Origin of the sequence: Bacillus sp. RIT 809 (assembly GCF_016892495.1) — a bacterium.
GTDB classification, from domain to species: Bacteria; Bacillota; Bacilli; order Bacillales; family Bacillaceae_G; genus Bacillus_A; species Bacillus_A cereus_U.
The window spans coordinates 39,174-62,544 of record NZ_JAFEMR010000015.1; the positions used below are offsets into that span (position 1 = coordinate 39,174).

The following is a 23,371-nucleotide window of genomic DNA, read 5'->3' on the forward strand; positions in this document are numbered from 1 at the left end:
GGTTTCACGTGTAAAACTTATTTTAATAGGTTTATTACCTTTATCCTCCATCAAAAGCATCTATATAAATATTTAAAACTCCGTTAAAACTGGGAATTTATATCCTTTAAAATCTAATTCTTTACTACTTCGAACCATCAAATACTTACTAGACTGTAATTCTGTATATTGTACATCATCAATCCCTAATTGATCTGGGCAAAAATAAAATTCAATCTCTGTAAATGATTCAGAGATTTCCTCACATAATTCATCTAAAATCGGAAGTACTGGAGCAAATACTCCATATAACTTTAGCTTTTCATTTTCTACTTCATAAACGATCATCGCATCTAGTTTCTTAGAATAATACAGTTTTTCATTCCATTTTAAGTCATACATATTCAAATAAAACGAAGGTTGATAATTTAGTGTTGAAAACATATTAGAAAGTCTTTGACTATTTTCAATGATTTCATTTATTAACTGTCTATCCTCTTCATTATAAAAATCTAACTTTCTAAGTATAGAATCTTTATTATTCTTTTTATCATATGGTATAGTCATCAGATATTCCTGCACAATTTGAAATCCAAATGATTTATATAGTTCAGGGGTTTCAGTAAACAAGAAAGCACATTCACATTGCTTATCAATTTCTTCTATCATCTTATTAAGCAATCGTGTCATTAGTCCTTGTCTGCGAAAATTTGGATGTGTCATTACTGATTGAACACCCGCTGCATTTATTTTTTCACCATTAATTAGTAACGGAAGTGAAAATGCCGCAACATTTGCAATCACTTTATCATCTTGTATAAATGATAAAGCTTTATATGTATAATCCCAATATCCTTTCTCTGAAAAATCATGTAATGTTTGACTTGTAATCCCAAACACTTCTTCAAATAAAGGAAATAACTGCTCTCTTTTCGGTTCTTCTAATATAATATTTGCAAAATTATCAACATTCCCCATATTGTCCCTCCATACGTCGATTCCATTAAATTAGATATACTTATATGACCTACTCCTAGAATAATAGGCCTTTCAAATCAATATATTATCATAAAACATAAAAAAATAGTCTAATTTATTTTTTGTTTTGACTATTTAAAAATAAGTCAAATAAACTCATATAAAGATTTTCGAATATTAATAAGTTTATTATATACAAATGGTGCTTTCTAATTAACTTATTACTAATAGAAATGCACCATTTATAAAAATATTATTCACTTATTATTTTGTTCCTTCAAGTCGCTCCTTCGTACTTATTTCTTCACCCCTAATACGCTTTTCAAACGTCTTTCTCCAACTAGTAGACAGTGCATTTACTTCTAAAATCCTTTTTAATCCTTCAGAGTTTTGTTTTTCTTTATGCATTATGCGATTCGCAAACGAAATTGACACAACTTTTGGATCAGGCCTCAACAATTTCAAAGTATCTACCGGTAATATCCACCCTTCTTTTAATACTCGAAAATAAAAACCTGTGTATCCTGTATCTTGAAAATATAATGGTAGCTTTGGAATATTATATTTCTTCGCTAATTTAAAACAAGGTTGTCTTGGCTGCGTTACTTGTACAATCGCTTCTCCGAGTTGAAACGTGTCACCAATACAAACATCTTCTTCACGCATTCCGCTTACTGTTATATTTTCACCGAAAGCCCCATATACAAGTTCCTGATTCAATTCTTTTTCCCAGTACGGATAGTGGTCACCAGTATAAACACAAACCGCTTTATCTACCCCTCCATGATGAACTAAATCCGCCTGTCCATCTCCATTAAACTTTAAAAATGATAAAAAAACAGGTTCCTTTACTTGCTTTTTATTTATCCCTGTTTGAATTAACTTCCCACCATACATAACCTCTTTTGGCAATCCTATATTTAAAGATAGGATTTCATATACTTTAGTCATTCAAATCCCTCCTCTTACTTGCGGCACAACTTTTCAAAAGACTCATTTATTATTTCAAACCCTCTATCTATTTCTTCGTTTGAGATAACTAGAGGTGGTAAAAAGCGTAGTACATTATCAAATATCCCCGCTCCAATACTTATAAGCCCATTCTTCCAGAATTCATCAATTAATTTTAATGTTAGTTCTTTTGCAGGTTCTTTCGTTATGCGATTCGTTACAAGTTCCATTGCAATCATTGCACCAATTCCGCGAACATCACCTATGACCTCGTATTTCAATTGCATTTCATGTAAATGTGATATTATTCTATTTCCAACTTGCTGAGCTCTTTCAACTAGATTTTCTTCTTCCATAATTTCAAATACAGCAAGACCGGCTGCACATGATAATGGACTTCCCGCAAAGGTCCCACCGATTTGCCCTCTCCCAGGAATATCCATCAACTCCGCACGGCCAACAATTGCACTTAATGGTAAGCCTCCAGCTATTGATTTTGATAATGTAATAATGTCAGGCTCTATTTGAAAATGTTCCGTTGCAAACCATTTCCCAGTTCGACCAAATCCAGTTTGCACCTCATCCATTATCATTAAAATACCATATTGATCACAAATCTCCCGGATTCGTTTTACAAATAAAATAGAAGGAACAATAAATCCAGCTTCTCCTTGTACTGGTTCCATTACGATTGCCGCTACTTTTTCAGGTGATACTTCTTCTAAAAACTTTTCAAACTGATAGATGACTTGAGAATCCACTTCTTCAGGAGAACCCCCTTCTTCAGCTCTGTAGTAGTACGGATACGGCAATATATGCATGTCTGAAACGAACGGACCAAATCCTGCTTTATATGGATTTTCTTTGGTCGATAAAGACATCGTCATTAATGTTCTCCCATGAAATCCTCGTTCAAACGAGATTACTTTACTTCTCCCTGTGACTTTACGTGCGATCTTCACAGCATTTTCAATCGCTTCCGCACCACTATTTGCAAACATCGTTTTTTTCTCACTTGTTCCTGGCACTTTTTCATTAATTTTCTCTGCTAAAGTAATGTAATTTTCATATGGAGTTACATGAAAACATGGGTGAATAAATGATTCCGCTTGTTTTTGTACCGCTCTTACAACTTTCGGATGACAATGACCAACATTTTGCATTCCAATTCCACCAGCAAAATCAATAAACTGATTTCCATCTACATCTGTAATTATCGCTCCTCTTGCTTCTTTTACATATAAAGGCGTTAAATGATATATTCCTGTCGGTACAGCCGCCTCATACCTTTTTTGAAGTACTTGTGAATAATTTCCTGGTAATACGTTCGATTTCAACAATTCTGCTTCACCTCATCTAATTTTTATAATCAATCCATTTCTGATAAAGTGATTATAAATCTCATAAAACCATTGTTCAATTCAATTATTTATATAATAATGATAGGTATATCCTATGATTAAATTTGAGGTGATTCCAATCGAATTACGACAACTAGAATACTTTTTAGCTGTTTCGAAAGAGTTACATTTTACAAAAGCAGCTGAGAAATTAAACATTTCACAACCTTCACTAAGTCAACAAATACGTGCATTAGAACATGAAGTAGGCATGCCACTTTTCGATCGAATTGGTAAAAAAATATCTTTAACTGAAGCAGGAAGAGTTTTATTATCGCACAGTAAAACAATCTTTCATGAAGTCGAACAAGCCCGTTCTGCCATTCAAGATTTAAACGGATTACAGCATGGATCCTTAACAATCGGCTCATTGTTAACCGTCGTAAATTATTTACTACCACCAGCCATTTTAAATTTCAATAATTTATATCCTAATATTGAGCTTTCTGTATTAGGTCTTCGTACAGGAGAAATTCGTGAAAAATTATTACAAAACGAATTAGATATTGGCATTACATTTCTCCCAGTGCAAGATAAAGAGATTGTTTCTATCCCACTATATAAAAGTGAACTTACATTAGTTGTACCAACCAGCCATTCTTTAACTGAACGTAAGTATGTATCTATTGAAGAATTACAGGACTACCCTTTAATTCTTCTACCTAAAAATTTCCATTTAACAGAACTAATTACATCTCATTGCCAAAACTTTAACTTTAAACCAAAGCCAATTTTAGAAATTAGTACAATGGAATCTTTAATTCAAATGGTCTCAAAAGGTATGGGAATTACAGTATTACCAAAACCTTATATAGACTTTTTGCAAAGCGAACACATTCAATCTATTAAAATTGAAAACCCCACTCCAACAATAGATATAGGACTTATTTATAGAAAAGATAAATACATGTGCGCTGCTACCCGAGAATTTATTGAACAACTAAAGTTAACAGTACATTCTCTACAAAAATAAGCATAAAAGAGATTATCCTATGAAGCCGATGCACAACGACCTATTAGAATAATTTCTTTTCATAATGAAATAAAACATTACATTTTGTGGTTTCTTTTCTAAAAACCTAGTATTCATTATAAGTGCTTAATTATTATCGTTTTATCAAGCGACATATCAGCGATATTTTATATCTATTTCGTATAGGTGTTAGCAAGTTCGTTTGAAAACTTGTTAGCACTTTTTTATAAAAATTGTATAATGCTTCAAAAAGTAGGAATCCGTTTTGATCAATCTTTTTTCAAAATGGATTCCTTTTGTCTCTTATCAATATTCAAATGTTACAGTAGTACCATTAAAACCATCAAAACAATTAGAGCAATTAGAGCAACCACCACAACCAAAACAACTAAAGCAACCGAAGCAACCAAAACAACGGAATCCACCACAACGACCACCACCACAACGACCACCACCGCCACAACCACCACAGCGACCACAACCACCACAGCGACGAGCAGCATCTTCAATATAGTAATATGGATATTGGTTTTGCTGGTCCCAATACACAATATTTCCAGGCTGATAATCATTAAGGCTTAACGCTTGTAGTTCTTGTTGAAAATTATTCATCTTCATGACCTCCGTTTATAAACTACAACCCCATCGATACTTTCCTATATTTCTGTTCGTTAAATCTAAGTAGAAATAGCGCTATAAAGTGAAACTTTAATCCGTAGGGGTTTTGTTCATCCCCCACTGATTATTAGTTGAACCAATCGGGCGTCTACGGGCAGCAGGGCTCCCACCTAACTTCTTTGCTCCAGTCGAATTTTGAGGTGGGAGTTTTACTGCCCGCAAATAGCGGGATAAACTAAGTTCAATACGTACACCAACAAAATATGACCTATCACTAGATGATGTACCTTGTTCATATGCCTATTTTTAGGTTGTTTTTACTATATTTTCATAAAGTGAAACTTTAATCAGTAGGGGTTTTGTTCATTTCCCACTGATTATTAGTTGAACCAATCTGGCGTTTCCGGGCAGTTAATGCGGGATAAATGGAAATTATAAAATATAAATTTAAACAATAACATCTAGATTTATGTCATCATTTTCTAGCTTTATAGTCGTATATTCCATAACTTTGTTTGGTCATCTTCGTATTTCCAATATGCACTCCCATCTTTATTTTTCTTCGCTTCAATATCTGCTATATCAGAGCTAATTTTATAAGTATTTATAATTAGTGATTTCTGCTAAGAAAAGTCTATTTTTATGAATGGCAAATCAGCGATGTTTTATGTCTATTCCGCATACGTGTTAGCACTTTTTTATATTTCTTCTATTGCATACACCTTCATAATTTCAATATATTTTCCCTTACCACATGGACATGGTTGCTCTCTTCTATATGATTCTTCCCAGCTCATTTAAACACACCTCTTTAACTACTTAATTTATATTATTATATAAAAAAGCCCTGCCACAAGGCAGAGCGAGTAAGATGGATTACACGTATCATATAACAATTTATATCAGTAACTGAACACTGTTAAACAGTGTTCTTTTTTGTTTAAATTAGCGTTGTTGTTCAAAATATCCCGAAGTTGTTATATATTAAAAGTGCGACATACGTTCTACATTAAACCCTTCCCTACGACTTATGTTTGAGTGCTAGGAGAAATCCTAGCTTTTATTTTCCCCTCTGAATAAAATCTAAAATTCCGTCATTTAAATACCAAACTCCGAATTCCCCTTGGAGATGAGCAGTCAGCTTTTGCTAACTGCTTTTTTTACAAATAATAATTAATTTACCCAAGAGCATTTCAAAAGATTTTCGTATGATATGGTGTATTCCTTTCTTTTGAGTGAATGATCTCGTCATGAGAGCACTTTATTAAGTGCTCTTTTCGTGTTTCAAATACATACAAAATAAAATTTTTATATTAACCTTAATTACACATTTAATTGAATATTAATTCATCAGATACAAATCATTTCTTATAAGGGCGCTCTGTACTTGCGCCGTTATATAAATATTCAAATTTATTCCCCGCATATTTTTATAAGTTGTATACAGTTCCATATGGAATTGTTGAAACAGAAATTCCGTATGGTGTAATATGATGCATTGGGTAATAATACTCCATAGATGAATAGTACGGTTGTATGCCTTGCTGTATTTGTTGCATTTGTTGCATTTGTTGCATTTGCTGCTGTGCTTGTAACGCTTGTTGAACAGCTTGAATTGTACTTTGTGCTCCGCTATACGTAATACCCGCCGTACCATACGGACGCATTCTATCTCGGGTATCAAAATATGAATAAAACATTAGTATTCAACTCACTTCCATATAAGTTATTACAAAGTATATTATGAGTATTAATTTCAGTGAGTGTTAAAAACTAGTCCACTAGCTTTTATTCAAATAACGTTTTTGTTCAACTGCCTTTTTTTAATCTCCACGCCTTATCAAAATATAATCTTATATATCTTTCTACTTATTATGATGCAAGTGTCTACACTAAATTGTTAGACAAGCATAAAATAAATTAAGTCTAATAATAAAGGAAAAATAAATATGCAAAACCGTTACATGCTTACAGTCAAACTCACCTCATTTAACGAGACAACGCTGACTGGCATTACTATAGAAGGTATCACGCTGACAGCGAACGTCACGTTAAGAACAACCTATCATCAAGCGATTCTCAATCGATTTCCCCCTCAGGACCCAGTTCGTCCCCTAGTCGTGAACTATAACGTAGCCGTCAAATCTGGCAGAAAATCTGCTATCTTGAATGCCGTGACGCAGCTCGCGAATGCTGGGGTAAGCGCGCAGGTTCGTCTGGATTCCTGCAACAATACCGTGGCATCCTTCCGTCCCGTTCCCTCAATAATATAAGTCAGATACCCGTCACAATAGGATAACGACTGTGACGGGTACGAAGCTGTTCGAGTGAATAGCCCTCAAATTTGTCCCGATCCCATTTCCCTTCACTCCTTGAATATTTTTTCAAAACCAATACATACTATTTTCAAGCCGCCGTATCCACTGCTAATACTTCTTTCTTTTGTTACAGCAGAAGCAGGTAGATTCGTCACTTATCTGCTTTCTCTGTATATTTTTTAAAATATCGAAAAGACTACCTACAAGCTGTTTGAACTAGCAGCTTCACTCTTCTTGTAATGGGAAAGCAATTTATCACAATTAGCTAACTCATTCGACTCACTGGCAGACAACCAAAATTGTTGTCTGCTTTTTGTATGGAATTTTTCATTTTGCATATACTACTTTTGAGCCTGTTTACCAATGCAAGCCATTTTGGTGTTTTGAATTCCGACTAAGCTTTTTTGTTGCATAGATTATTACATCTTTGACAACACTGGTTAAAAGCGCGCTTTCTGGTTATTCGTAGTTCTAGTCCAGAATAATTTTTCTCCTATAAAGGACAGTAGGTACGACTGCTCGTCCTTTTTTACTTATATCGCATACTCTCCCTTTTGACAGCTATGAACCACATTGCCCTCTTCATCGAATTAAGCAATTTCCCAATAAGGGTGGCAGTTGTACGCTTCTATTTCCCCATCGAACAAAACGAACAAATTAGTTTTCCAGTTTCCAACGATCGTACCCCACTTGCCAGCTACATTTACTCGCATACCCATGTAAGCAAAATGTAGATTTCGGTGGTTCTACATTTTCTTGAAAGCTTTTTCCGCGCTGTACATCTGCTTGATGTCAAAAACACCTTCGTTCTCGCACTTTACAAACTTCATGAATTCTGTCATTAGCATTTGATATCTCTTTAACTTTAAGGGTATATTCTCATGTCTTACCCAATATGCAAGAAGATGCAGTGAAAACATTCGCGAAGAGTATATTTTGATATGTGTTTGCAAAATGTTTGCAAACACATATCGAAATGCTCAAAAGCATTGATTTAAAGGCATCTATAGCACATTGAAATAAAACATTACATATAAACTCATATAATTTTAGTGCACCTTTTTTGAGATTGGAATATATTTTGTAAAATACGCCCCCACTAGCAACAATATGATTGAGACTAGCCAAGTAAAAATACCGCCAAAATGAAGCCAATATGCAGACAAATTTAAAATTGCAATTAAAAAGCAACAAATAGAAGTTAATGCACTTTTTAATCCTTTTATCCCCGCTTTTTTTCTTTTTTGATAAGTTATATACATCGAAGCGACTAGAAAAAGGATTAGAACAATTGGTAACATAGCTTGTAGCAATAGCAATCCCTCCTGTCTATTCCCACCCCTTCATTTTACCATCTTATTCCTTTTTAATCTTTAGGAGTCATTTCATTTTTCTCTTCTCTCCAAAAGTCAGCATAAGTTTTATTTTTAAAGTTCACATTCACTTCGGTAAACGGAAGGATTTCTCCAACTTTCAATGAGTACCACTCGTTTAAAAGTGGCGATCCGAAGCAAATATTCAATGTACGGTCCTGTAAATCAAATAATACAGAATGCAAAGTCCCAAACCACTCTTCATAATTATGCACCGTCACCCCGATAGGATATTCTTCTTCTACCAATCCTTTTAAAGATTCCATGCTCACCTGTTCATTTCGATTTAAATGCTCATGTAAAATGTGATATCTTTTTGTAGATTGTTCTAATTTCCTATTATTTAATTTCTGAATAGGTGAACTGACTGCATGGTTTGTTGATACGATAAAAGCTTGGCTTTCCTCATTAATTGTTGTTATTGATTTATGCCCGTCAAATATTTCAATATGTGCTGCGTTTAAAGAATCCGCTACAATTATATTAATATTACTTGCTATAGGCATTTCTTTTATTAATGATGTAGCTTCCTGCGTATTTCTACATTTCTCCAATATTACTCGAATTACAGCAAAACATTGCAAACCATTTACCATCGGTTTTCTTAAACCTTCAATATTCCCTACAGGTTGACCACATGCTGAAAATGTAATAGATAACCCATGCTCATTAACTCCTTCTGTTCGGCCAAAATATTGAGTAGAAAAGCCACTATGTGCATATGCACCTTCAACATGCGTCGAACAAAAACGCATATCATCTATTTTGGGTGATAAATCAAAATTTCTTAATACATATGTATGCTTTAAATCAGTTTTTTTAGGTAATACTGCACAATGACTACAACCTGCTTTTAATAGTGTCTGATAATAATACATCATATTCCTTGAAGGAATTTTCAATACTTCGCAAAAACCTTCAATTTCTTCATTAATTCCTGGACAATATTGTTTTAGTACATTTCTAGATTCTGTCCAATGGTTATCCGATATTAAATTTTCTTGCTGTATAAATTGTGGAATGAGATACGGGTGTTTCTTTACGAATTCCCCTTGTTGCTTACCAATTTCATAATGATTTCCTTTTAGTGACGAAAAATACCCCTTTATTTGATACACCTTAAATTCCCCCTCACATTGAATATATCCATATCATACCAAAATCCTTTTGTTCATTCTTGATGTTTTCCACTCTTTTCCACATACATTAACAATCCTTTTTTCTTTTCAATCAGGTCAGTTAATAACTATTTGATACCTACTCAAAACATTGTTAAAATTACTGTAAGAACAAGTATTCGAGAGGTTATCAGGATGAGTAAAGTATTTCGAAACTAGTTAAAATAATATCAAATGGAATAAACTCTACATTGAACCTGTTTATTGGCGTTCAACTGATTATGAAAATGCGAAAAGTTGTATTTCAAAGGGATGCAAATGGCCATATTGTTCAGTTAAAGAAAGAATATTTTTTAATCATCCATTTATTATAATGAAGGGATAAATTGTATATGAATAAAAGCAAACCAGTTGACGAATTAACTATTGAAGACTTGAAACAAAACCCAATATGGGAACGGGCAATAGATGAAGAGGAAAACGAAGAGTGCGATGAAACGTGGGTAAAACCAGTGGAAACAATAAATTTTACAGAAGAGTTAAACGGTTCAATAGTACTGGGCGAATTAATAATACATAATGATGAGAAATTCCCTATGATGTGTAGTATTGATATTGAAAATAATGAGGTATTAATTAGTTCCGTTGTTTTTTATAAGGAAAAAGAAGATGAGTATATTGCGATAGAAGATGTAGTGAAAAAAGTCGAAATGCCTTTATCAATTAATATTAATCTCACAATTAATGGAGTACCTAAAGCTTTAAAATTCTCTGCAGATAAAATTGATATTTATAAAAACACTATAAAAACTAACTTAAATTAAATTCTAATTGAAGTTAGTAAACTACTCATTAAGTAAAAAATGGGAAACCATTATAATTAACGGTTTCCCAAATATCCTTCTATATTCAATATTTATATAACTTTATACTAAATAATCCCCTTTTCCACCAATGTCTCTGCGATTTGAACTGAGTTCCAAGCCGCACCTTTTAATAAATTATCAGAAACGATCCAAAGATGGAATCCTTTTGGTGTATCAGGATCTTTACGTATTCTACCTACAAATGTATCTCTTTTACCCTCTGCACATAATGGCGTTGGATAAATTTGTTCACTAGGATTATCTTGTAAAATAACACCTGGTGCATCCCATAGTACGTCTTTAATTTCTGCAACGGTCGCTTCTTTTTCAAGTTCAATATAAACCGATTCAGAATGCCCCGATACAACTGGAACTCTGACGCAAGTAGCTGCCATTTTTAGATTTGGATCTTCTAAAATTTTCTTCGTCTCTTGAATCATCTTTACTTCTTCGAATGTGAAATCATTGTCTGTAAATATATCCACTTGCGGCAATACATTAAATGCAATTGGATAATGTTTTTTATCTTTTTTCGCTGGTAATATAGTACTCTTCACTTCTTCACCTGTAAGCATTGACTTAGCTTGTTCTTTTAATTCATGAATCGCATGAATTCCTGAGCCTGATACGGCTTGATACGTTGAAACAATAATTCGTTCTAAACCAAATGATTTTCGAATTGGCTGAAGAGCTGTTACCATCTGTAGTGCTGAGCAATTCGGAACTGCAATGATCCCTTTATGTTCCCTTAAAGTATGTGCATTTACTTCTGGAACGACGAGTGGTACATCGTGTGCCATTCGGTATTCACTTGTGTTGTCAATTACGATTGCACCACTAGAAACTGCATGATTTACATATTGTCTAGAAACTTCTCCTCCAGCACTAAAAAATGCAATGTCTACACCTTCAAAACTAGTTGATTTTGCCTCTTGTATTTTAATCTCTCGTCCTTTAAATTGTACTATCTTACCAGCAGATCGTTTTGACGAGAGTAATGTAATTTCTTCTATATTAAATTTCGTTACTCTCTCTAACAATGCAATGATTTTTTGCCCTACTGCGCCTGTAGCCCCAACTACAGCTACATGATAGCTCTTTTCACTCATTTTTTCTCCTCCAATTTTACTTGAATGAATTTCTCCACAACTTAATTTTAAAAGAAATTTAATGATTTGAAAAATTGAAATACATGATATAATCATTCACAAATCATGATAATAAAAGAGGTATCATTTATGGAAATGAGACATGTTAAAACATTTTGTGCCATTGTTAAATATGGCAGCTTTTCTAAAGCTGCTCATGCATTAGGTTATGCGCAATCTACTGTGACAGCCCATATTAAAGCATTAGAGAACGATTTAAACATTCCTCTATTCGATCGATTAGGAAAAAAAATACTTCTTACAAAAGCAGGTCATCAATTTCATCCGTACGCATTAGAATTACTTACTATTTATGATAAAGCGCAAGAAATCCCTCAAAACAGTGACCATTTAGAAGGAACATTGACTATTACATCTAATGAATCATTGGCAGTGTATCGGTTACCACAATTATTACGTACTTACAAACAGGAAAATTCGAAAGTAAATATCGTACTTGAGACAAATACCAATGAGCAAGCATTGAAAAAACTACATGAAGGAGAAACCGATGTTATCTTCATAATTGGAGAAAGTATAGAGCATAATGATTTTATTACGCGCAATTTATGTAATGAAACATTTGGATGGATTTTCCCTGCTCATTTCCCTTCAAACACTGATCCACTCCTTTTATTACAAGATACTCAATTTATATTTACAGAACAAAGCTGTGGCTATAGACCAATGGTAGATCGTTTTTTACGTCAAAGCGGAAGAAATCCTAATAAAACATTTGAGACTTCCAATGTTGAAGTCATTAAACAATCCGTTATGTGTGAGTTAGGAATTTCTATTCTCCCTTACATCGTTGTACAAGAAAGTTATCAAAAAGAACAACTTTGTTTTCAGCCCATCGAAACTCCAGCCGTCATTCAAAGCCACGTAATCTATCATAAATCTAGATGGATATCACCAGTTTTACAATCGTTTCTTACATTATTAGAGAGAATAGAAAAGTAAGCGAGTAATAACAAAAATGAGTAACTGCTCTAAAAAGCAGTTACTCATTTTTGTTAAAACATTTGTGTTCATAACAGTAAAGGTGTTTCAAAATCAATATGTATATTATTTATTAGTTTGTACCTCACCTGCAATTAATTTACTACCTGAATATGTACCTTTTTGTATAAAAACTTGATTAATTAACTCTTTTTGCTCCTTTTCTGACATTACTCCTTTCCCTTCTCCTAAATTCCCACTTTGCAATTTCCAAATCTTGTTGTGGTCCACATCAACCTTTTCATATTTTCCTTGTTTCCATCGTTCTAAAATATCCACATATGTACTTTTTTGTGCAACATCATTACTATTTATAATTTCAAGTAAACTTTCAATACGTTCTTGTGTAATAAAAATATAACCCCATTTTTGATCAGCTTTTGTTTTTTGATGTGCCATTTCATGTAATGCTGTCTGTATGTTCTCATCTGTCCATTTGAAATTTTTATTAAAACCACTATTCGGCAATGAATGATTTCCATTTTCTAACAACTTTGCATCTTCGGCTTTTACATTACTATCAGCTAGCACTTCTACTGCTGGAGCAGCTGGTGATGCCTTTTTCGCAGCTGGTTTACTATTATTCAGATAATACAGCATACCATACGTTACACCTACCCCGATTACCGCCATACCAGCTATAATTCCTATTATTTTAAATAATGTTTTCATCTCGCCTATTTCCTCCCACATAGCCCTTTTCATAATTTCTATCTATTAAAAACAGATGTAGCTTCTCTTTTTTCGCAACTTACTGCAATTCATTTTTTCATACTAATTAACATAAATATAACTATTACTTTCCAGAAATGTAGCAACTCCATCCTCATCATTACTTTTGGCAATAAATTTAGCGACGGATTTTAATTCCTCAACAGCATTGCTCATCGCTACGCCAATCCCACACTTCTCTATCATTTCCATATCATTGTAGTCATCTCCAAATGCAATTACTTCAGATACGTCTCGATTTAAGTGCTGTAGAACATGCTGAATACTATTCCATTTTGAAACATCCGCATGCATAATTTGACACAATGTTCCATTATCTGTAATGACTGCCTTGCACTCATCAGGCAATTCCTTAGTGAACTCCTTATTTATTGAGCCATTAGTACAAACAATTACTTTAGAAGCTTTTTCAAAGTTTAACTCTCTTATATCCATGACTTCACACGGCACATTACCAAAATAATCAGTAACATCAAAATTTGAGTACAGCTTATCATTTATTTCAATACAAATATGATTAAGATTATATTTTTTTGCTTTTTCTATGATTTCTAAAATATTATTCTTAGAAATCTCCTTTTTATATAAAATATCATTACCTTTAAGAACAATTGCTCCGTTATAACAAATGATAATGTCATTTTTTAACGCATTGGGAATATACCGATTTATATCTCTTGGAGGTCTTGCCGTAGCAAAAATCAATTTATCCCCTTTATTTTTACATTCTCTCAAAATATTAATAGATTTCTCTGAAATTGTTTTATCACTTCTTAATAGAGTCCCATCTAGATCCGAAATAATAACTTTCTTCATGCTTAAATTAAGTCTCCTCTCATAAATTATCATTATTTACATTAATAGAATTATTTTAATAAATTTATCAATACTTTCATTACTTTTGATGCACCTATTCCTCCTTAAACTATATAGCAAAACTTTTCATACATTTCCTTATATTGTATTTCTTTTTCGGATAAATTAAAAGATTATTCTGTCACGTTATAAAATTTCTTCTCTAATCTTTATTACATATACTAAGCATTTCATTTAAAACTACGAAACTTTATACTATTTCCACTTATAAAGTAGATGAAAAAATATTGCACTTAAATAAAAAAACGAGCGCCTTATATGACACCCGTTTCTTTTTAATATGCACGATTCTCTTGTAACCACCACGTTATAGCATCTAACCTTGAAACATCAAACCGTATTTCTTCATTCACTTTCAAATCCTTTAAACTTTTCATAATCTCCATTTCATTCATCTTTACATTTTTCGCCCCGATTAACTTGCAGTACCCTTTTGTAACATTATTTAAGTTTTCATAATAACGTTGGAACGGTTTAGCTATATGTAAATGTTTTTCAAAGTTTCTTCTTTTTCTCGTCCCATCAGACTCTTTCCGTTTTCTAAGCTCTTCCTCACTTGTATATAAATAAAAATATTGATCTGGAAAACCAATTTCTTCGTTAATTATCTTTTCTTTATAAAAGTTTTCTATTAAAGATAACGGCTGATTAAATATATCAAAATGGAAACACCAATTATAACTAAGTGGCTGATAAATATCACCATCAAGTATTACTAACTCATATTGCTGCGACTTCTGCACTGCTATATTCCAGCGCTCTACTTGTTTTTCAAAATACCATGTTCTATGTGCCTTTTTTGGTCTTTCAAATAAAAAGTTAACTTCAGGAATAATAAATGCACCGTAATTTTTTTCTAGTTCACGGCATGTTGTACTCTTACCAACAGCACTCGCTCCCTCAAACGCTATAATCCCCATATTTTCTCCCTCTTTCATTAGCTAATAATTCGTTGTTTCGCTTTTCGCCCCCATAACTGTTTCCATAAAACGATTGAAGCAATTGCAAGCATTATTGTTGTAATAATACTACCTTCAATTCCGAATGTGCCTCCGTGAAGTACTTCTGACCCATTTGTTACAGGTTTAAATAGCGGCGTTGAATATATCGTCATGCCACTAACCGCAAAACCATAGACGTTATATTGCGCCCAATTCCAAATTGAATGCCACGCGCATATCCCCCAAAGACTACTGTCTTTTAAAACATAAAATGCTGCAAATACACCAACTAATATTATATTCGATATTGAAAGAATTGTAATACCAGGATTAAGTAAATGCAGAAAACCAAATAAAAAGGACGTCACTATAATCCCAACCCATATACGACTTCTAACAGAAATAACTGGAAATAACCAGCCTCGTACAATAATTTCTTCCGTTGCACCTTGTATTAAAAAAGCAATTAAAGATCCTACAATACCAAATATGGCGGTTGCCGTAATTTGTTGCATTTCTAGTTTTACAATCCCTGTTAACACAAGTACAATTACTGGTATTGAAATAAAGACAAATCCTATTAACGCACCTCTCAAATACTTTCTTATCCATTGCACTTTCCAAAAACCAATGGATGAAAATAACCTTTTCTCTACAAACCTAATCCATAAAAAAACAAAAAATATAGCCCCACCAAACGCTAATATCATCTCAATATTATTATAAATTGCCTTTACAAATGATGTATCTGCTTTCGGTAAAAACAGCATAAATAACATAAAAAATTCACCTAAAGTTAAAAATACAATAGCTAGTAGTACAGCTAAAATAGGATGAACTTTTCTTCTTCCTTCTTTTGCTGCTTCAATTATTTTAAATTGTTTATTTTGCAATATTCTATCCCCTCCTAATTATTGTACTCCTCAGTATTATTAAAATATATATAGCCTTTCCTTTAAACTTATTTTTTAATATAAATGATCTTGGTTTAGAATAAATCCAGATTTGGAATAATATATAAATAAAAGAGATGTCTTTGTGCCTTTTACCAATTTCTCCTCATATTACTTATTGGTATTACCAGCACTTGCTATTTCCCACCATTTGTTGTAAGATAATAATTAAGGTCAATTTAACACTATACTTTCTTTGCATATTATCAAGTATCAATCAGGAATGTTTTGTACTCCTTATGGATTTTTGATAATATGTGAACTTTTATTTTCAATCGAATAAGGCCGATCATATTGTAATCTTTTTAAATTTTAGGAGGCATTACCATGACATTAACAGGTAAAGTAAAATGGTTTAACAGCGAAAAAGGTTTCGGTTTCATCGAAGTTGCAGACGGTAGCGACGTATTCGTTCACTTCTCAGCTATCACTGGCGACGGCTTCAAATCTCTTGACGAAGGTCAAGAAGTTAGCTTCGAAGTTGAAGACGGTAACCGTGGACCTCAAGCTAAAAACGTTGTAAAGCTATAATTCAATCAATAAAAAGGTTGTTACCAGCTCGGTTAACAACCTTTTTAATATATAACTAAAAATTTTTACATAAAAGGAGTGGTTACATGTATCGCAATCGAAAGAACGATGTAGCAGAAGTACCACCAGAACAAACCCCTGTTTGGGAATGTGAATCAGAGGATTGTTTAGGATGGATGAGAAAGAACTTTTCATTTGAAGAAGAGCCTAAATGCCCTTTATGTAAAAGTAGTATGAAAAGTGGAGAACGTTTATTACCTAAAATAGGTTGATTTTTACAAGCCCCTCTTATTTTAAATAAGAGGGGCTTTTTTATTAATAATGAATATCCTCTACATCTGTTCGTACAATAGAATACATTAATGCATCGTGTTGTTTATTTCCTTGATGAATGTATCCACGTAACAGCCCTTCTTGTTGAAAACCTAATTTAGATAACATATTACACGAAGTTATATTTTCAGGATATGTAATAGCTCCAATTCTAAATAAACCTAAATCTCGAAATCCATACGTAATAATTTCTCGAGCAGCTTCAGAAGCATAACCATTCCCCCAATAACGAGGATGCAAATCATATCCAATCTCTGAGCGTTTACTCCAAAGTTGTAAATTATTTAATCCAATTGTTCCTACTAAAGTATTTGTGTCTTTTAATACAATTCCCCAACGCATTGCCTTTTTCTCAAAGTAATTTTTCGAAAAAGATTCAATCATACGTGAAGCTTGTCCAAACTCAGTAAAAGAATTCATACCGTAATAACACGTTACCTCATCCAATGAGAATATTTCATATATTTTTTGACAATAAGATTGTTCTATTTCAACTAAGCGCAAGCGTTCCGTTTCTAATATAGGAAATGCCATAACCATAGGATCACTCCTTTCTCTCTACTAATTTATTATAGCAGAAAAAGTATTTATAATTAGGAAAGTCCTCAATGTCCCACAAATCAAACATTTCTAGCAAAGCTTTTCCTCATTTTCACTTACTAATGAAGCAAATGCACCCGTTCCAATTCCAATATCAATAATCTTTTGCCTCTTATTTAATTGAATCATTTCTTTCGCTTCAAGAGTACGTAACAATTCCCCCCCTCCTGTTACTCTTTTCTCATCTTCACTTAAAAATATATTTTATTCTTTTCATTTCTATCACTCCGCTCGTACTAAGCTATTTTATAATTTCGATACCATATCCTCCTTTCCCTTCTAAAACGACAACCTAATTCATACATTCATGTTAAAATATAGAAAATAAGTTTTTTTATTATGGAGGTGTAAAATTCTTATGTATATTTTCATCGGCTTATCCCTCTTGCTCATTTTACTCATTTTTTTATTCGCAAAAAAATTCACACCAAACTCATTCATGATGACTAGTTTTAAAGGAAATAGCTTTACGACATTTTCAGTTGGTATATTAATCGCTGCCACACTCTCTCTTTCATACGGAATGTATCACGCTGCAACATATCAACCTAGATATTTAGATATTAAATTACAAAATCAAAATTTTACTGTTTTCGGTAATGTTGGTGAGTTTGGTTATTTCTCAGAAGAATTACTAAAAAAAGATACAGCAGTTGAACTGTATTTTGTCTCTTGGGAAACAATACAATTAAATAATCCAGAAATAATAGTAGACTACCCTTCAGGCAAACAGAAAACATGGAAGCCTAATATAACAATAATACCTACAAATAAATTACAAGAAGAACATAATATTAAAGAACTTTATCAACTCTCACTGTATTCCTTTGAAGAATCTGGAAAAATAATATTAACTATTAAAGAAAATAAAACATCTCATAAAAAGATTGCAATTAATGTGAAATAATTACAAATAAAATGTCCCTCCAACATAATGGAGGGACATTTTATTTACATATGTATTTAATATTATTATTTTGACTGTTCATTCAATGTCGCAATTATTTCATTGGCAGTATTCTTTCCGTTTCCAATACAAGCACCAATTCCTACACCGTAATATGAAGCTCCAGCTAAGTATACATTAGGATAAAGAGCGGCCAATTTTTCTTGTAATGATTGAACAGCTTGATTATGTTCTAAATGATATTTCGGCATTAAATCTTTCCAATTTGTAACTTCAATTACTTCTGGTTCACCTTGAATTCCAAGACTCTTTTCAATATCATATAAAGCTACTCGTACTAATTCCTCTTCACTATAACTTTTGATCGTTTCATATACTGGATTAGTGCTCTTATAAAACATTCTTACTAATAACTTTTGTTTACCCGATGTATGTTTCCACTTCCTGCTTGTCCATGTGCAAGCATCACAATGTAAATCACTGTTTTCCGTTACGATAAAACCTGTGCCGTCAGCCGGTAGTTGTTCATCTAGTATGTCAAAACCTAAGTAAATACTAATAAGAGATGAGTTTTTAAACTTATTAAACTGCTCATTTAACTCATTAGACTGTAATAAAGCTTGTGCGATATCATGTGGAGCTGCTAAAACGACATAGTCAGCTTGTATTGTCTCATGATTTGCAAAAGAAACCTCATACCGATCCCCTTTTTTACTTATCGATGTTGTTACAGCACCTTTTTTAATTACAGTCTCCGTCAGCACTTCTTCTAAGCGATTAATAATCGTAGATAGTCCACTTTTAAATGATACAAATTTTTTATTTCCTGCTGATTGAAATTGTTTTTTATTCTCTTCAAAACCTTTAATAATACTTCCGTATTTATTTTTATACTCAAGTAAATATGGTAACGTAGATGCCATTGTAAGCTCATTCAATTTACCGGAATATACACCTGAAAGCACAGGCGCAATTTGTCTTTCCACTAACTCTTTCCCTAAAAAGCTTTCTAAAAATACAGCAAGTGATGTATCCTTTGTAAACTCTTTATTTTTCGTAATAAAATCTTTTAAAGCAACGATTTTCCCTTTTTTTGAGACTAGCGTACTGCTAAATAATGATTCAACACTCATAGGAATCCCAAATATAGTGTCAGCAGGAATTGGTTGTAATATATTATCAGAGTATATGTAAGAAATGCCTGTTTCGTTATATACCATTTCATTTTCTAAATTTAAATCTTTTACAAGCGGCAAAACATGTTCATTACGAGCTACGATAGAATCCGCTCCAGATTCCATAATAAAATCATTTTCTTCCACACTGTGGATTTTACCACCTAAATACTCTTCTTTCTCAATAAGGATTAAATTTAAATCTATATTATAATCCTTCTTTAATTTTTCTAAGTAAAACATAGTAGAAAGTCCAGTAATACCTCCACCGATGACAACGACTGTTTTCATATTTGCTGCGCTCCTAACCGATACAATTAATAATTCCTTTATTATTATAACCAAAAATTATCATAGTCGACTAGCAGCTTGCGCATTCTGTAAGAAATTAGACAAGATATATGAATATATTTTAGGCTGATCATTATGCACTAAATGACCTGCAAACGGAATAACAGCAATATGTATATTGTTGTTTAATTGTTTAAACGTTGTAGCGGCTGTAACTTCATCTGCTGAATCTCCCCCAACAATACACAGTGTAGGTACTTGAAGATTAGCTACATCACCTGTTTCATGAAATGGGTACCACTCCTTAACTTGCCACGATTTCAGCAACCCTTTCCAATCACTTTTTACATGAATTTGATTCATATAAGTTACAACTTCTTCATTTTCCATCAACTGTTGATGACACTTTACTTCATACTCCTGAGACTCTTCCCAATTATCTCGCTCAATAGGAAAGATACCTGAAAAAGTTAATGTCCTCACTTTATCTGGATATTTTTTCGCAAATAATAAAGCGGCTATCCCCCCTAGTGAAACACCCGCTATATGACAACTATTAATTTGCAAATGTTCTAGTGTATCATTCAAATCATCAGCAGAGCAAAGAAAATAATTATCTAATGTACCTCCTGATTCTCCATGTCCCCTCAAATCAGGACGAATTACTTTATATTGTTTTTCTGTAAAAAATTCTACCTGTTCTTCAAACTCTACTAAACCTGTCATACCACCAGAATGTAAAAGCACAATTGGTTCCCCTTCACCTGAAATATGCGTATGTAGTATCATTTATCCCCCTCCTTTAAAACTGAACATTCTATTTATTGATAGTATATCGAATATATTTCTAAATTACCAAATAAAAAAGAACTATAACATATTCAACTCACGTCATAGTTCTTTCTATTTTAAAAACATAAACCAGTTTATTAATTTGTCAATTTCTTGGCTGAGTGCTATTACTTTTTCATGTTGAAGTCCATAATTTGAGACTAGATTCAATAATTCTTCTTTTTTCAATTCAATTATTTTTTCTAACTTTACTAACTCCATGTCGTCTTTATTCGCTCCAATTTTAAAATATATGTACTTTAGTATAGCCTACTTACATAATAAGTAAAAGTCTCATACTAATGTAAAATCTTACATATTTGAAAAAATAATATATTACTAACAAAAAAAGAGACTTAAACTAAGTCCCTTATTACAGATCATTATAATTTTCTACCATATTTATTATGTAACACGTCCTTACAATCAGCCCACTTTGGAATCGTATCACTTTCCCAATTTGTAAATTCTAATTCATTCGCTATCTTTCTTGCTATTTTCATGGCTTGTAAATGGCTTCCATTACTACGATACTCTTTCATACATTCCTTATTCTCCCAAACCGTTAACGTCCAAAACGTATGCCATCCTTCTTTTGCAAATGAAGAATGTATTAAGCCATTCGCTTTATTCGCCTGTAATCCAGCTCTCGTTGTATATATAAAAAAGAACGGTAACATCCTTTTTCCTTTTAGACGCATTCTAGTAACAGAAATAAACATATTCTACATCCTCTCACGTAAAATATTATAAGTTATTACAAAAAACTTTCGTATTTTTATAAATATGTTACTGAAGCTTATGAATACGTGCCAATTACTATTAGTTAGAGACTTTTACTCATTAATATACAACAGAATTTCTCACATGTTTTATCTTTACATTCTGGAACCCTTGTTAAGTGATCAAAATAACTATATGAAAATTTAAATATGTGCCCAAAATCCCAATTAAATTCACTGTAGTCTTTAAGCCAGAATGCATTATCTAGCGGAAGTGTATCAACTTGTTTTGCTTTTGTGAGAGGTAAACGATCTATAGAAGAATTCAATATTATTTGGGCATTCGGCATTAAATTGCGACTTTTTCTAAGTACATAAACTAGCTTTAATAGTGGTTTTATTCCTCGTTGAAATAATTCTATATGCCCTAAGTCATATAATACATTAATCGCATGTGAAAAGGTAAGCATATGGCCAATTAAATCGTGATGTGATTCCGCCTTATATATAACATGAAATTTTGATAACTCATTTAAAATAAATTTTGATAATTGCTTTGGGTTTTTAATTTCACTTTGAATCTCATCATTACTTATACTTAATTGCTTTACTTCTTTAGTTGTAAAACCAATCCAAGACCTACCGGGAATTGTTTTTTGAAACGATAATATAAGGTTTGCTATATTATTAATATCTTGCTCACTCCCCCAATGACTTAACTCCTTAATGGCTAGTAAACTTAAAGAAGCGTAAATTACATTATGACCAACCCAATGGAGTTCATCAATCGTTTGTTCCAAAGATTTGATTATCGTTTCTTCAGCACTTTGATAATTGACACCTTGTTTATTATCAATTGTTTCGCCTAACCTTTGCTTATGGACCATCATTTTCGCTTGAGAATAAATGTTACAGGCAGTTTTTTCATCAATGTTATTGTTTTTAGTAAAAAAATAACTAGCAATTGCAGCTGCTCCAAAATGTGCATGCCAAATATCATTTGTTTCTTTTTTACACTGAGATATAATTGAAAGCCCATCTTTTAATACATTTATATTTTCCATCTCTATTATCCCCTCTAAATCCTAATAAAAATGGCTTTTTAGCATCTACAAAGTTGCCAAAAAGCCAGGTGAAAACTCTCGAAACATTTCTACCTTAGCTTAAGGAAGGTGTTAACACAAATAAGATATGATTCATCTCATCACTCTTATTCAAAAATCTATGCTTCACGTTCGGTGGAATACGGACAACATCTCCTTCTTCTAAAAAATATTCATTCCCTTCCAATTCCACATACACTTCCCCTTTCATTACAACTGCAATTTCTTCCTTATCTTCGTGGGAATAGTGACTTTCTGTTGTATTTGCATATCCATTTAAATCCATCATTAACATTTCAATACGAGCTTTCATAAAATCTGGTGTTAATACATCATAAACAATATGATCATTATTTTCTCGATATACTTTTTTCCGATCTTTCTTCTTAGAAATAAGCGAGTCTGTATCAATATCATTAATAAAAAGAGTAAATAGCGGTACATTTAATGCTTTCGCTATTAATTCCAATACATTTAAAGAAGGATTGGCATGTCCTCTTTCAATTTGACTAATAAGTGAAGTACTGATTCCTGCATAATCAGCAAATTCACGAATTGTCATATTATTTTTCTTACGATAACTTAAAACAGTTTGACCTAGTCGATAATGAATCATTTTTAAAACTTCCTTTCGTCCATCATAATACATCTT

Annotated in this window: 26 protein-coding genes and 1 pseudogene; 7 read left to right on the plus strand and 20 right to left on the minus strand. The window is 32.5% G+C overall.

Annotated features, from left to right (window positions below):
• Positions 1 to 72 precede the first annotated feature (72 nt).
• The 3 genes from JTF23_RS16975 to gabT form a co-directional block, all read right to left on the minus strand.
• Positions 73 to 957, minus strand: coding sequence for a GNAT family N-acetyltransferase (locus JTF23_RS16975; protein WP_204209232.1), 885 nt, complete (start codon positions 955 to 957; stop codon positions 73 to 75).
• 264 nt (positions 958 to 1,221) lie between these two features.
• A complete protein-coding gene (locus JTF23_RS16980) occupies positions 1,222 to 1,908 on the minus strand; it encodes an MOSC domain-containing protein (protein WP_204209233.1) in 687 nt (228 codons plus the stop codon).
• A gap of 14 nt (positions 1,909 to 1,922) precedes the next feature.
• Positions 1,923 to 3,248: a 4-aminobutyrate--2-oxoglutarate transaminase gene (gene gabT, locus JTF23_RS16985; protein WP_204209234.1), complete on the minus strand. Its 1,326-nt coding sequence runs from the start codon at positions 3,246 to 3,248 to the stop codon at positions 1,923 to 1,925.
• Between the two features lie 130 nt (positions 3,249 to 3,378).
• Between gabT and JTF23_RS16990 the strand changes: the two genes are divergently transcribed.
• Entirely contained in the window at positions 3,379 to 4,281 is a 903-nt protein-coding gene (locus JTF23_RS16990; RefSeq protein WP_088079225.1) for a LysR family transcriptional regulator, read from the plus strand.
• Positions 4,282 to 4,587: 306 nt separating this feature from the next.
• Here the strand turns inward: JTF23_RS16990 and JTF23_RS16995 are convergent, their stop codons facing one another.
• Together JTF23_RS16995 and JTF23_RS17000 are read right to left on the minus strand one after the other, a co-directional pair.
• Positions 4,588 to 4,893 carry a heterocycloanthracin/sonorensin family bacteriocin gene (locus JTF23_RS16995; RefSeq protein ID WP_204209235.1) on the minus strand — a complete coding sequence of 102 codons (306 nt, stop codon included), beginning with the start codon at positions 4,891 to 4,893 and terminating at the stop codon, positions 4,588 to 4,590.
• Between the two features lie 1,436 nt (positions 4,894 to 6,329).
• A complete protein-coding gene (locus JTF23_RS17000) occupies positions 6,330 to 6,599 on the minus strand; it encodes a DUF3947 family protein (protein WP_204209236.1) in 270 nt (89 codons plus the stop codon).
• A gap of 1,468 nt (positions 6,600 to 8,067) precedes the next feature.
• On the opposite strand from JTF23_RS17000, the pseudogene JTF23_RS28360 reads away from it, so the two are divergent.
• A pseudogene (locus JTF23_RS28360) lies at positions 8,068 to 8,157 on the plus strand (tyrosine-type recombinase/integrase); the annotation flags it as partial.
• A 109-nt stretch (positions 8,158 to 8,266) separates the two neighbouring features.
• Here the strand turns inward: JTF23_RS28360 and JTF23_RS17005 are convergent.
• Together JTF23_RS17005 and JTF23_RS17010 are read right to left on the minus strand one after the other, a co-directional pair.
• Positions 8,267 to 8,530 (minus strand): hypothetical protein, encoded by a 264-nt coding sequence (locus JTF23_RS17005; protein WP_071151261.1) that lies wholly within the window; start codon positions 8,528 to 8,530, stop codon positions 8,267 to 8,269.
• Positions 8,531 to 8,583: 53 nt separating this feature from the next.
• Complete coding sequence (locus tag JTF23_RS17010; RefSeq protein WP_071151260.1) at positions 8,584 to 9,708, minus strand: C45 family autoproteolytic acyltransferase/hydrolase; 1,125 nt, start codon at positions 9,706 to 9,708, stop codon at positions 8,584 to 8,586.
• Between the two features lie 392 nt (positions 9,709 to 10,100).
• Between JTF23_RS17010 and JTF23_RS17015 the strand changes: the two genes are divergently transcribed.
• The gene (locus JTF23_RS17015; RefSeq protein WP_204209237.1) at positions 10,101 to 10,532 is read left to right on the plus strand and encodes a hypothetical protein; all 432 of its coding nucleotides are present in this window, start codon (positions 10,101 to 10,103) and stop codon (positions 10,530 to 10,532) included.
• 107 nt (positions 10,533 to 10,639) lie between these two features.
• On the opposite strand, the gene JTF23_RS17020 is transcribed toward JTF23_RS17015, so the two are convergent.
• Positions 10,640 to 11,683 carry an aspartate-semialdehyde dehydrogenase gene (locus JTF23_RS17020; RefSeq protein ID WP_204209238.1) on the minus strand — a complete coding sequence of 348 codons (1,044 nt, stop codon included), beginning with the start codon at positions 11,681 to 11,683 and terminating at the stop codon, positions 10,640 to 10,642.
• A gap of 129 nt (positions 11,684 to 11,812) precedes the next feature.
• Here JTF23_RS17020 and JTF23_RS17025 point away from each other — a divergent pair, with 129 nt between their 5' ends.
• Positions 11,813 to 12,685, plus strand: a complete 873-nt coding sequence (locus JTF23_RS17025; RefSeq protein ID WP_204209239.1) for a LysR family transcriptional regulator — start codon at positions 11,813 to 11,815, stop codon at positions 12,683 to 12,685.
• A 105-nt stretch (positions 12,686 to 12,790) separates the two neighbouring features.
• Here JTF23_RS17025 and JTF23_RS17030 read toward each other — a convergent pair whose 3' ends face one another.
• The 4 genes from JTF23_RS17030 to JTF23_RS17045 form a co-directional block, all read right to left on the minus strand.
• Positions 12,791 to 13,396, minus strand: coding sequence for a PRK06770 family protein (locus JTF23_RS17030; protein WP_204209240.1), 606 nt, complete (start codon positions 13,394 to 13,396; stop codon positions 12,791 to 12,793).
• Positions 13,397 to 13,498: 102 nt separating this feature from the next.
• Positions 13,499 to 14,272, minus strand: coding sequence for an HAD family hydrolase (locus JTF23_RS17035; protein WP_131231871.1), 774 nt, complete (start codon positions 14,270 to 14,272; stop codon positions 13,499 to 13,501).
• Between the two features lie 335 nt (positions 14,273 to 14,607).
• On the minus strand, positions 14,608 to 15,270 hold the full coding sequence (locus JTF23_RS17040) for a nucleoside/nucleotide kinase family protein (protein WP_204209241.1): 663 nt from the start codon (positions 15,268 to 15,270) through the stop codon (positions 14,608 to 14,610).
• Positions 15,270 to 16,166 (minus strand): CPBP family intramembrane glutamic endopeptidase, encoded by an 897-nt coding sequence (locus JTF23_RS17045; protein WP_204209242.1) that lies wholly within the window; start codon positions 16,164 to 16,166, stop codon positions 15,270 to 15,272. Before JTF23_RS17045 ends, JTF23_RS17040 begins: the two co-directional genes overlap by 1 nt.
• Positions 16,167 to 16,553: 387 nt before the next feature.
• Between JTF23_RS17045 and cspD the strand changes: the two genes are divergently transcribed.
• Both cspD and JTF23_RS17055 read left to right on the plus strand, forming a co-directional pair.
• Complete coding sequence (gene cspD, locus JTF23_RS17050) at positions 16,554 to 16,757, plus strand: cold-shock protein CspD (protein WP_002012849.1); 204 nt, start codon at positions 16,554 to 16,556, stop codon at positions 16,755 to 16,757.
• Between the two features lie 86 nt (positions 16,758 to 16,843).
• Positions 16,844 to 17,029: a cold-shock protein gene (locus JTF23_RS17055; RefSeq protein ID WP_000286202.1), complete on the plus strand. Its 186-nt coding sequence runs from the start codon at positions 16,844 to 16,846 to the stop codon at positions 17,027 to 17,029.
• Positions 17,030 to 17,072: 43 nt separating this feature from the next.
• Here JTF23_RS17055 and JTF23_RS17060 read toward each other — a convergent pair whose 3' ends face one another.
• Entirely contained in the window at positions 17,073 to 17,624 is a 552-nt protein-coding gene (locus JTF23_RS17060) for a GNAT family N-acetyltransferase (RefSeq protein WP_033710605.1), read from the minus strand.
• Between the two features lie 96 nt (positions 17,625 to 17,720).
• Positions 17,721 to 17,846 carry a hypothetical protein gene (locus tag JTF23_RS28135; protein WP_286674639.1) on the minus strand — a complete coding sequence of 42 codons (126 nt, stop codon included), beginning with the start codon at positions 17,844 to 17,846 and terminating at the stop codon, positions 17,721 to 17,723.
• Positions 17,847 to 18,048: 202 nt separating this feature from the next.
• On the opposite strand from JTF23_RS28135, the gene JTF23_RS17070 reads away from it, so the two are divergent.
• A complete protein-coding gene (locus tag JTF23_RS17070; RefSeq protein WP_204209243.1) occupies positions 18,049 to 18,597 on the plus strand; it encodes a hypothetical protein in 549 nt (182 codons plus the stop codon).
• Positions 18,598 to 18,662: 65 nt separating this feature from the next.
• Here the strand turns inward: JTF23_RS17070 and JTF23_RS17075 are convergent, their stop codons facing one another.
• The 6 genes from JTF23_RS17075 to JTF23_RS17100 all read right to left on the minus strand — a co-directional run bounded on the left by JTF23_RS17075 (position 18,663) and on the right by JTF23_RS17100 (position 23,368).
• On the minus strand, positions 18,663 to 20,063 hold the full coding sequence (locus JTF23_RS17075) for a protoporphyrinogen oxidase (protein WP_002157858.1): 1,401 nt from the start codon (positions 20,061 to 20,063) through the stop codon (positions 18,663 to 18,665).
• A 60-nt stretch (positions 20,064 to 20,123) separates the two neighbouring features.
• Complete coding sequence (locus JTF23_RS17080) at positions 20,124 to 20,852, minus strand: alpha/beta fold hydrolase (RefSeq protein WP_002141734.1); 729 nt, start codon at positions 20,850 to 20,852, stop codon at positions 20,124 to 20,126.
• A gap of 114 nt (positions 20,853 to 20,966) precedes the next feature.
• Positions 20,967 to 21,116 carry an aspartyl-phosphate phosphatase Spo0E family protein gene (locus JTF23_RS17085; protein ID WP_002012842.1) on the minus strand — a complete coding sequence of 50 codons (150 nt, stop codon included), beginning with the start codon at positions 21,114 to 21,116 and terminating at the stop codon, positions 20,967 to 20,969.
• A gap of 161 nt (positions 21,117 to 21,277) precedes the next feature.
• Positions 21,278 to 21,616 (minus strand): hypothetical protein, encoded by a 339-nt coding sequence (locus JTF23_RS17090; RefSeq protein ID WP_002109886.1) that lies wholly within the window; start codon positions 21,614 to 21,616, stop codon positions 21,278 to 21,280.
• A 104-nt stretch (positions 21,617 to 21,720) separates the two neighbouring features.
• A complete protein-coding gene (locus tag JTF23_RS17095) occupies positions 21,721 to 22,680 on the minus strand; it encodes a hypothetical protein (RefSeq protein ID WP_204209244.1) in 960 nt (319 codons plus the stop codon).
• Positions 22,681 to 22,774: 94 nt separating this feature from the next.
• A complete protein-coding gene (locus JTF23_RS17100) occupies positions 22,775 to 23,368 on the minus strand; it encodes an XRE family transcriptional regulator (RefSeq protein WP_080013718.1) in 594 nt (197 codons plus the stop codon).
• Positions 23,369 to 23,371: the final 3 nt, after the last annotated feature.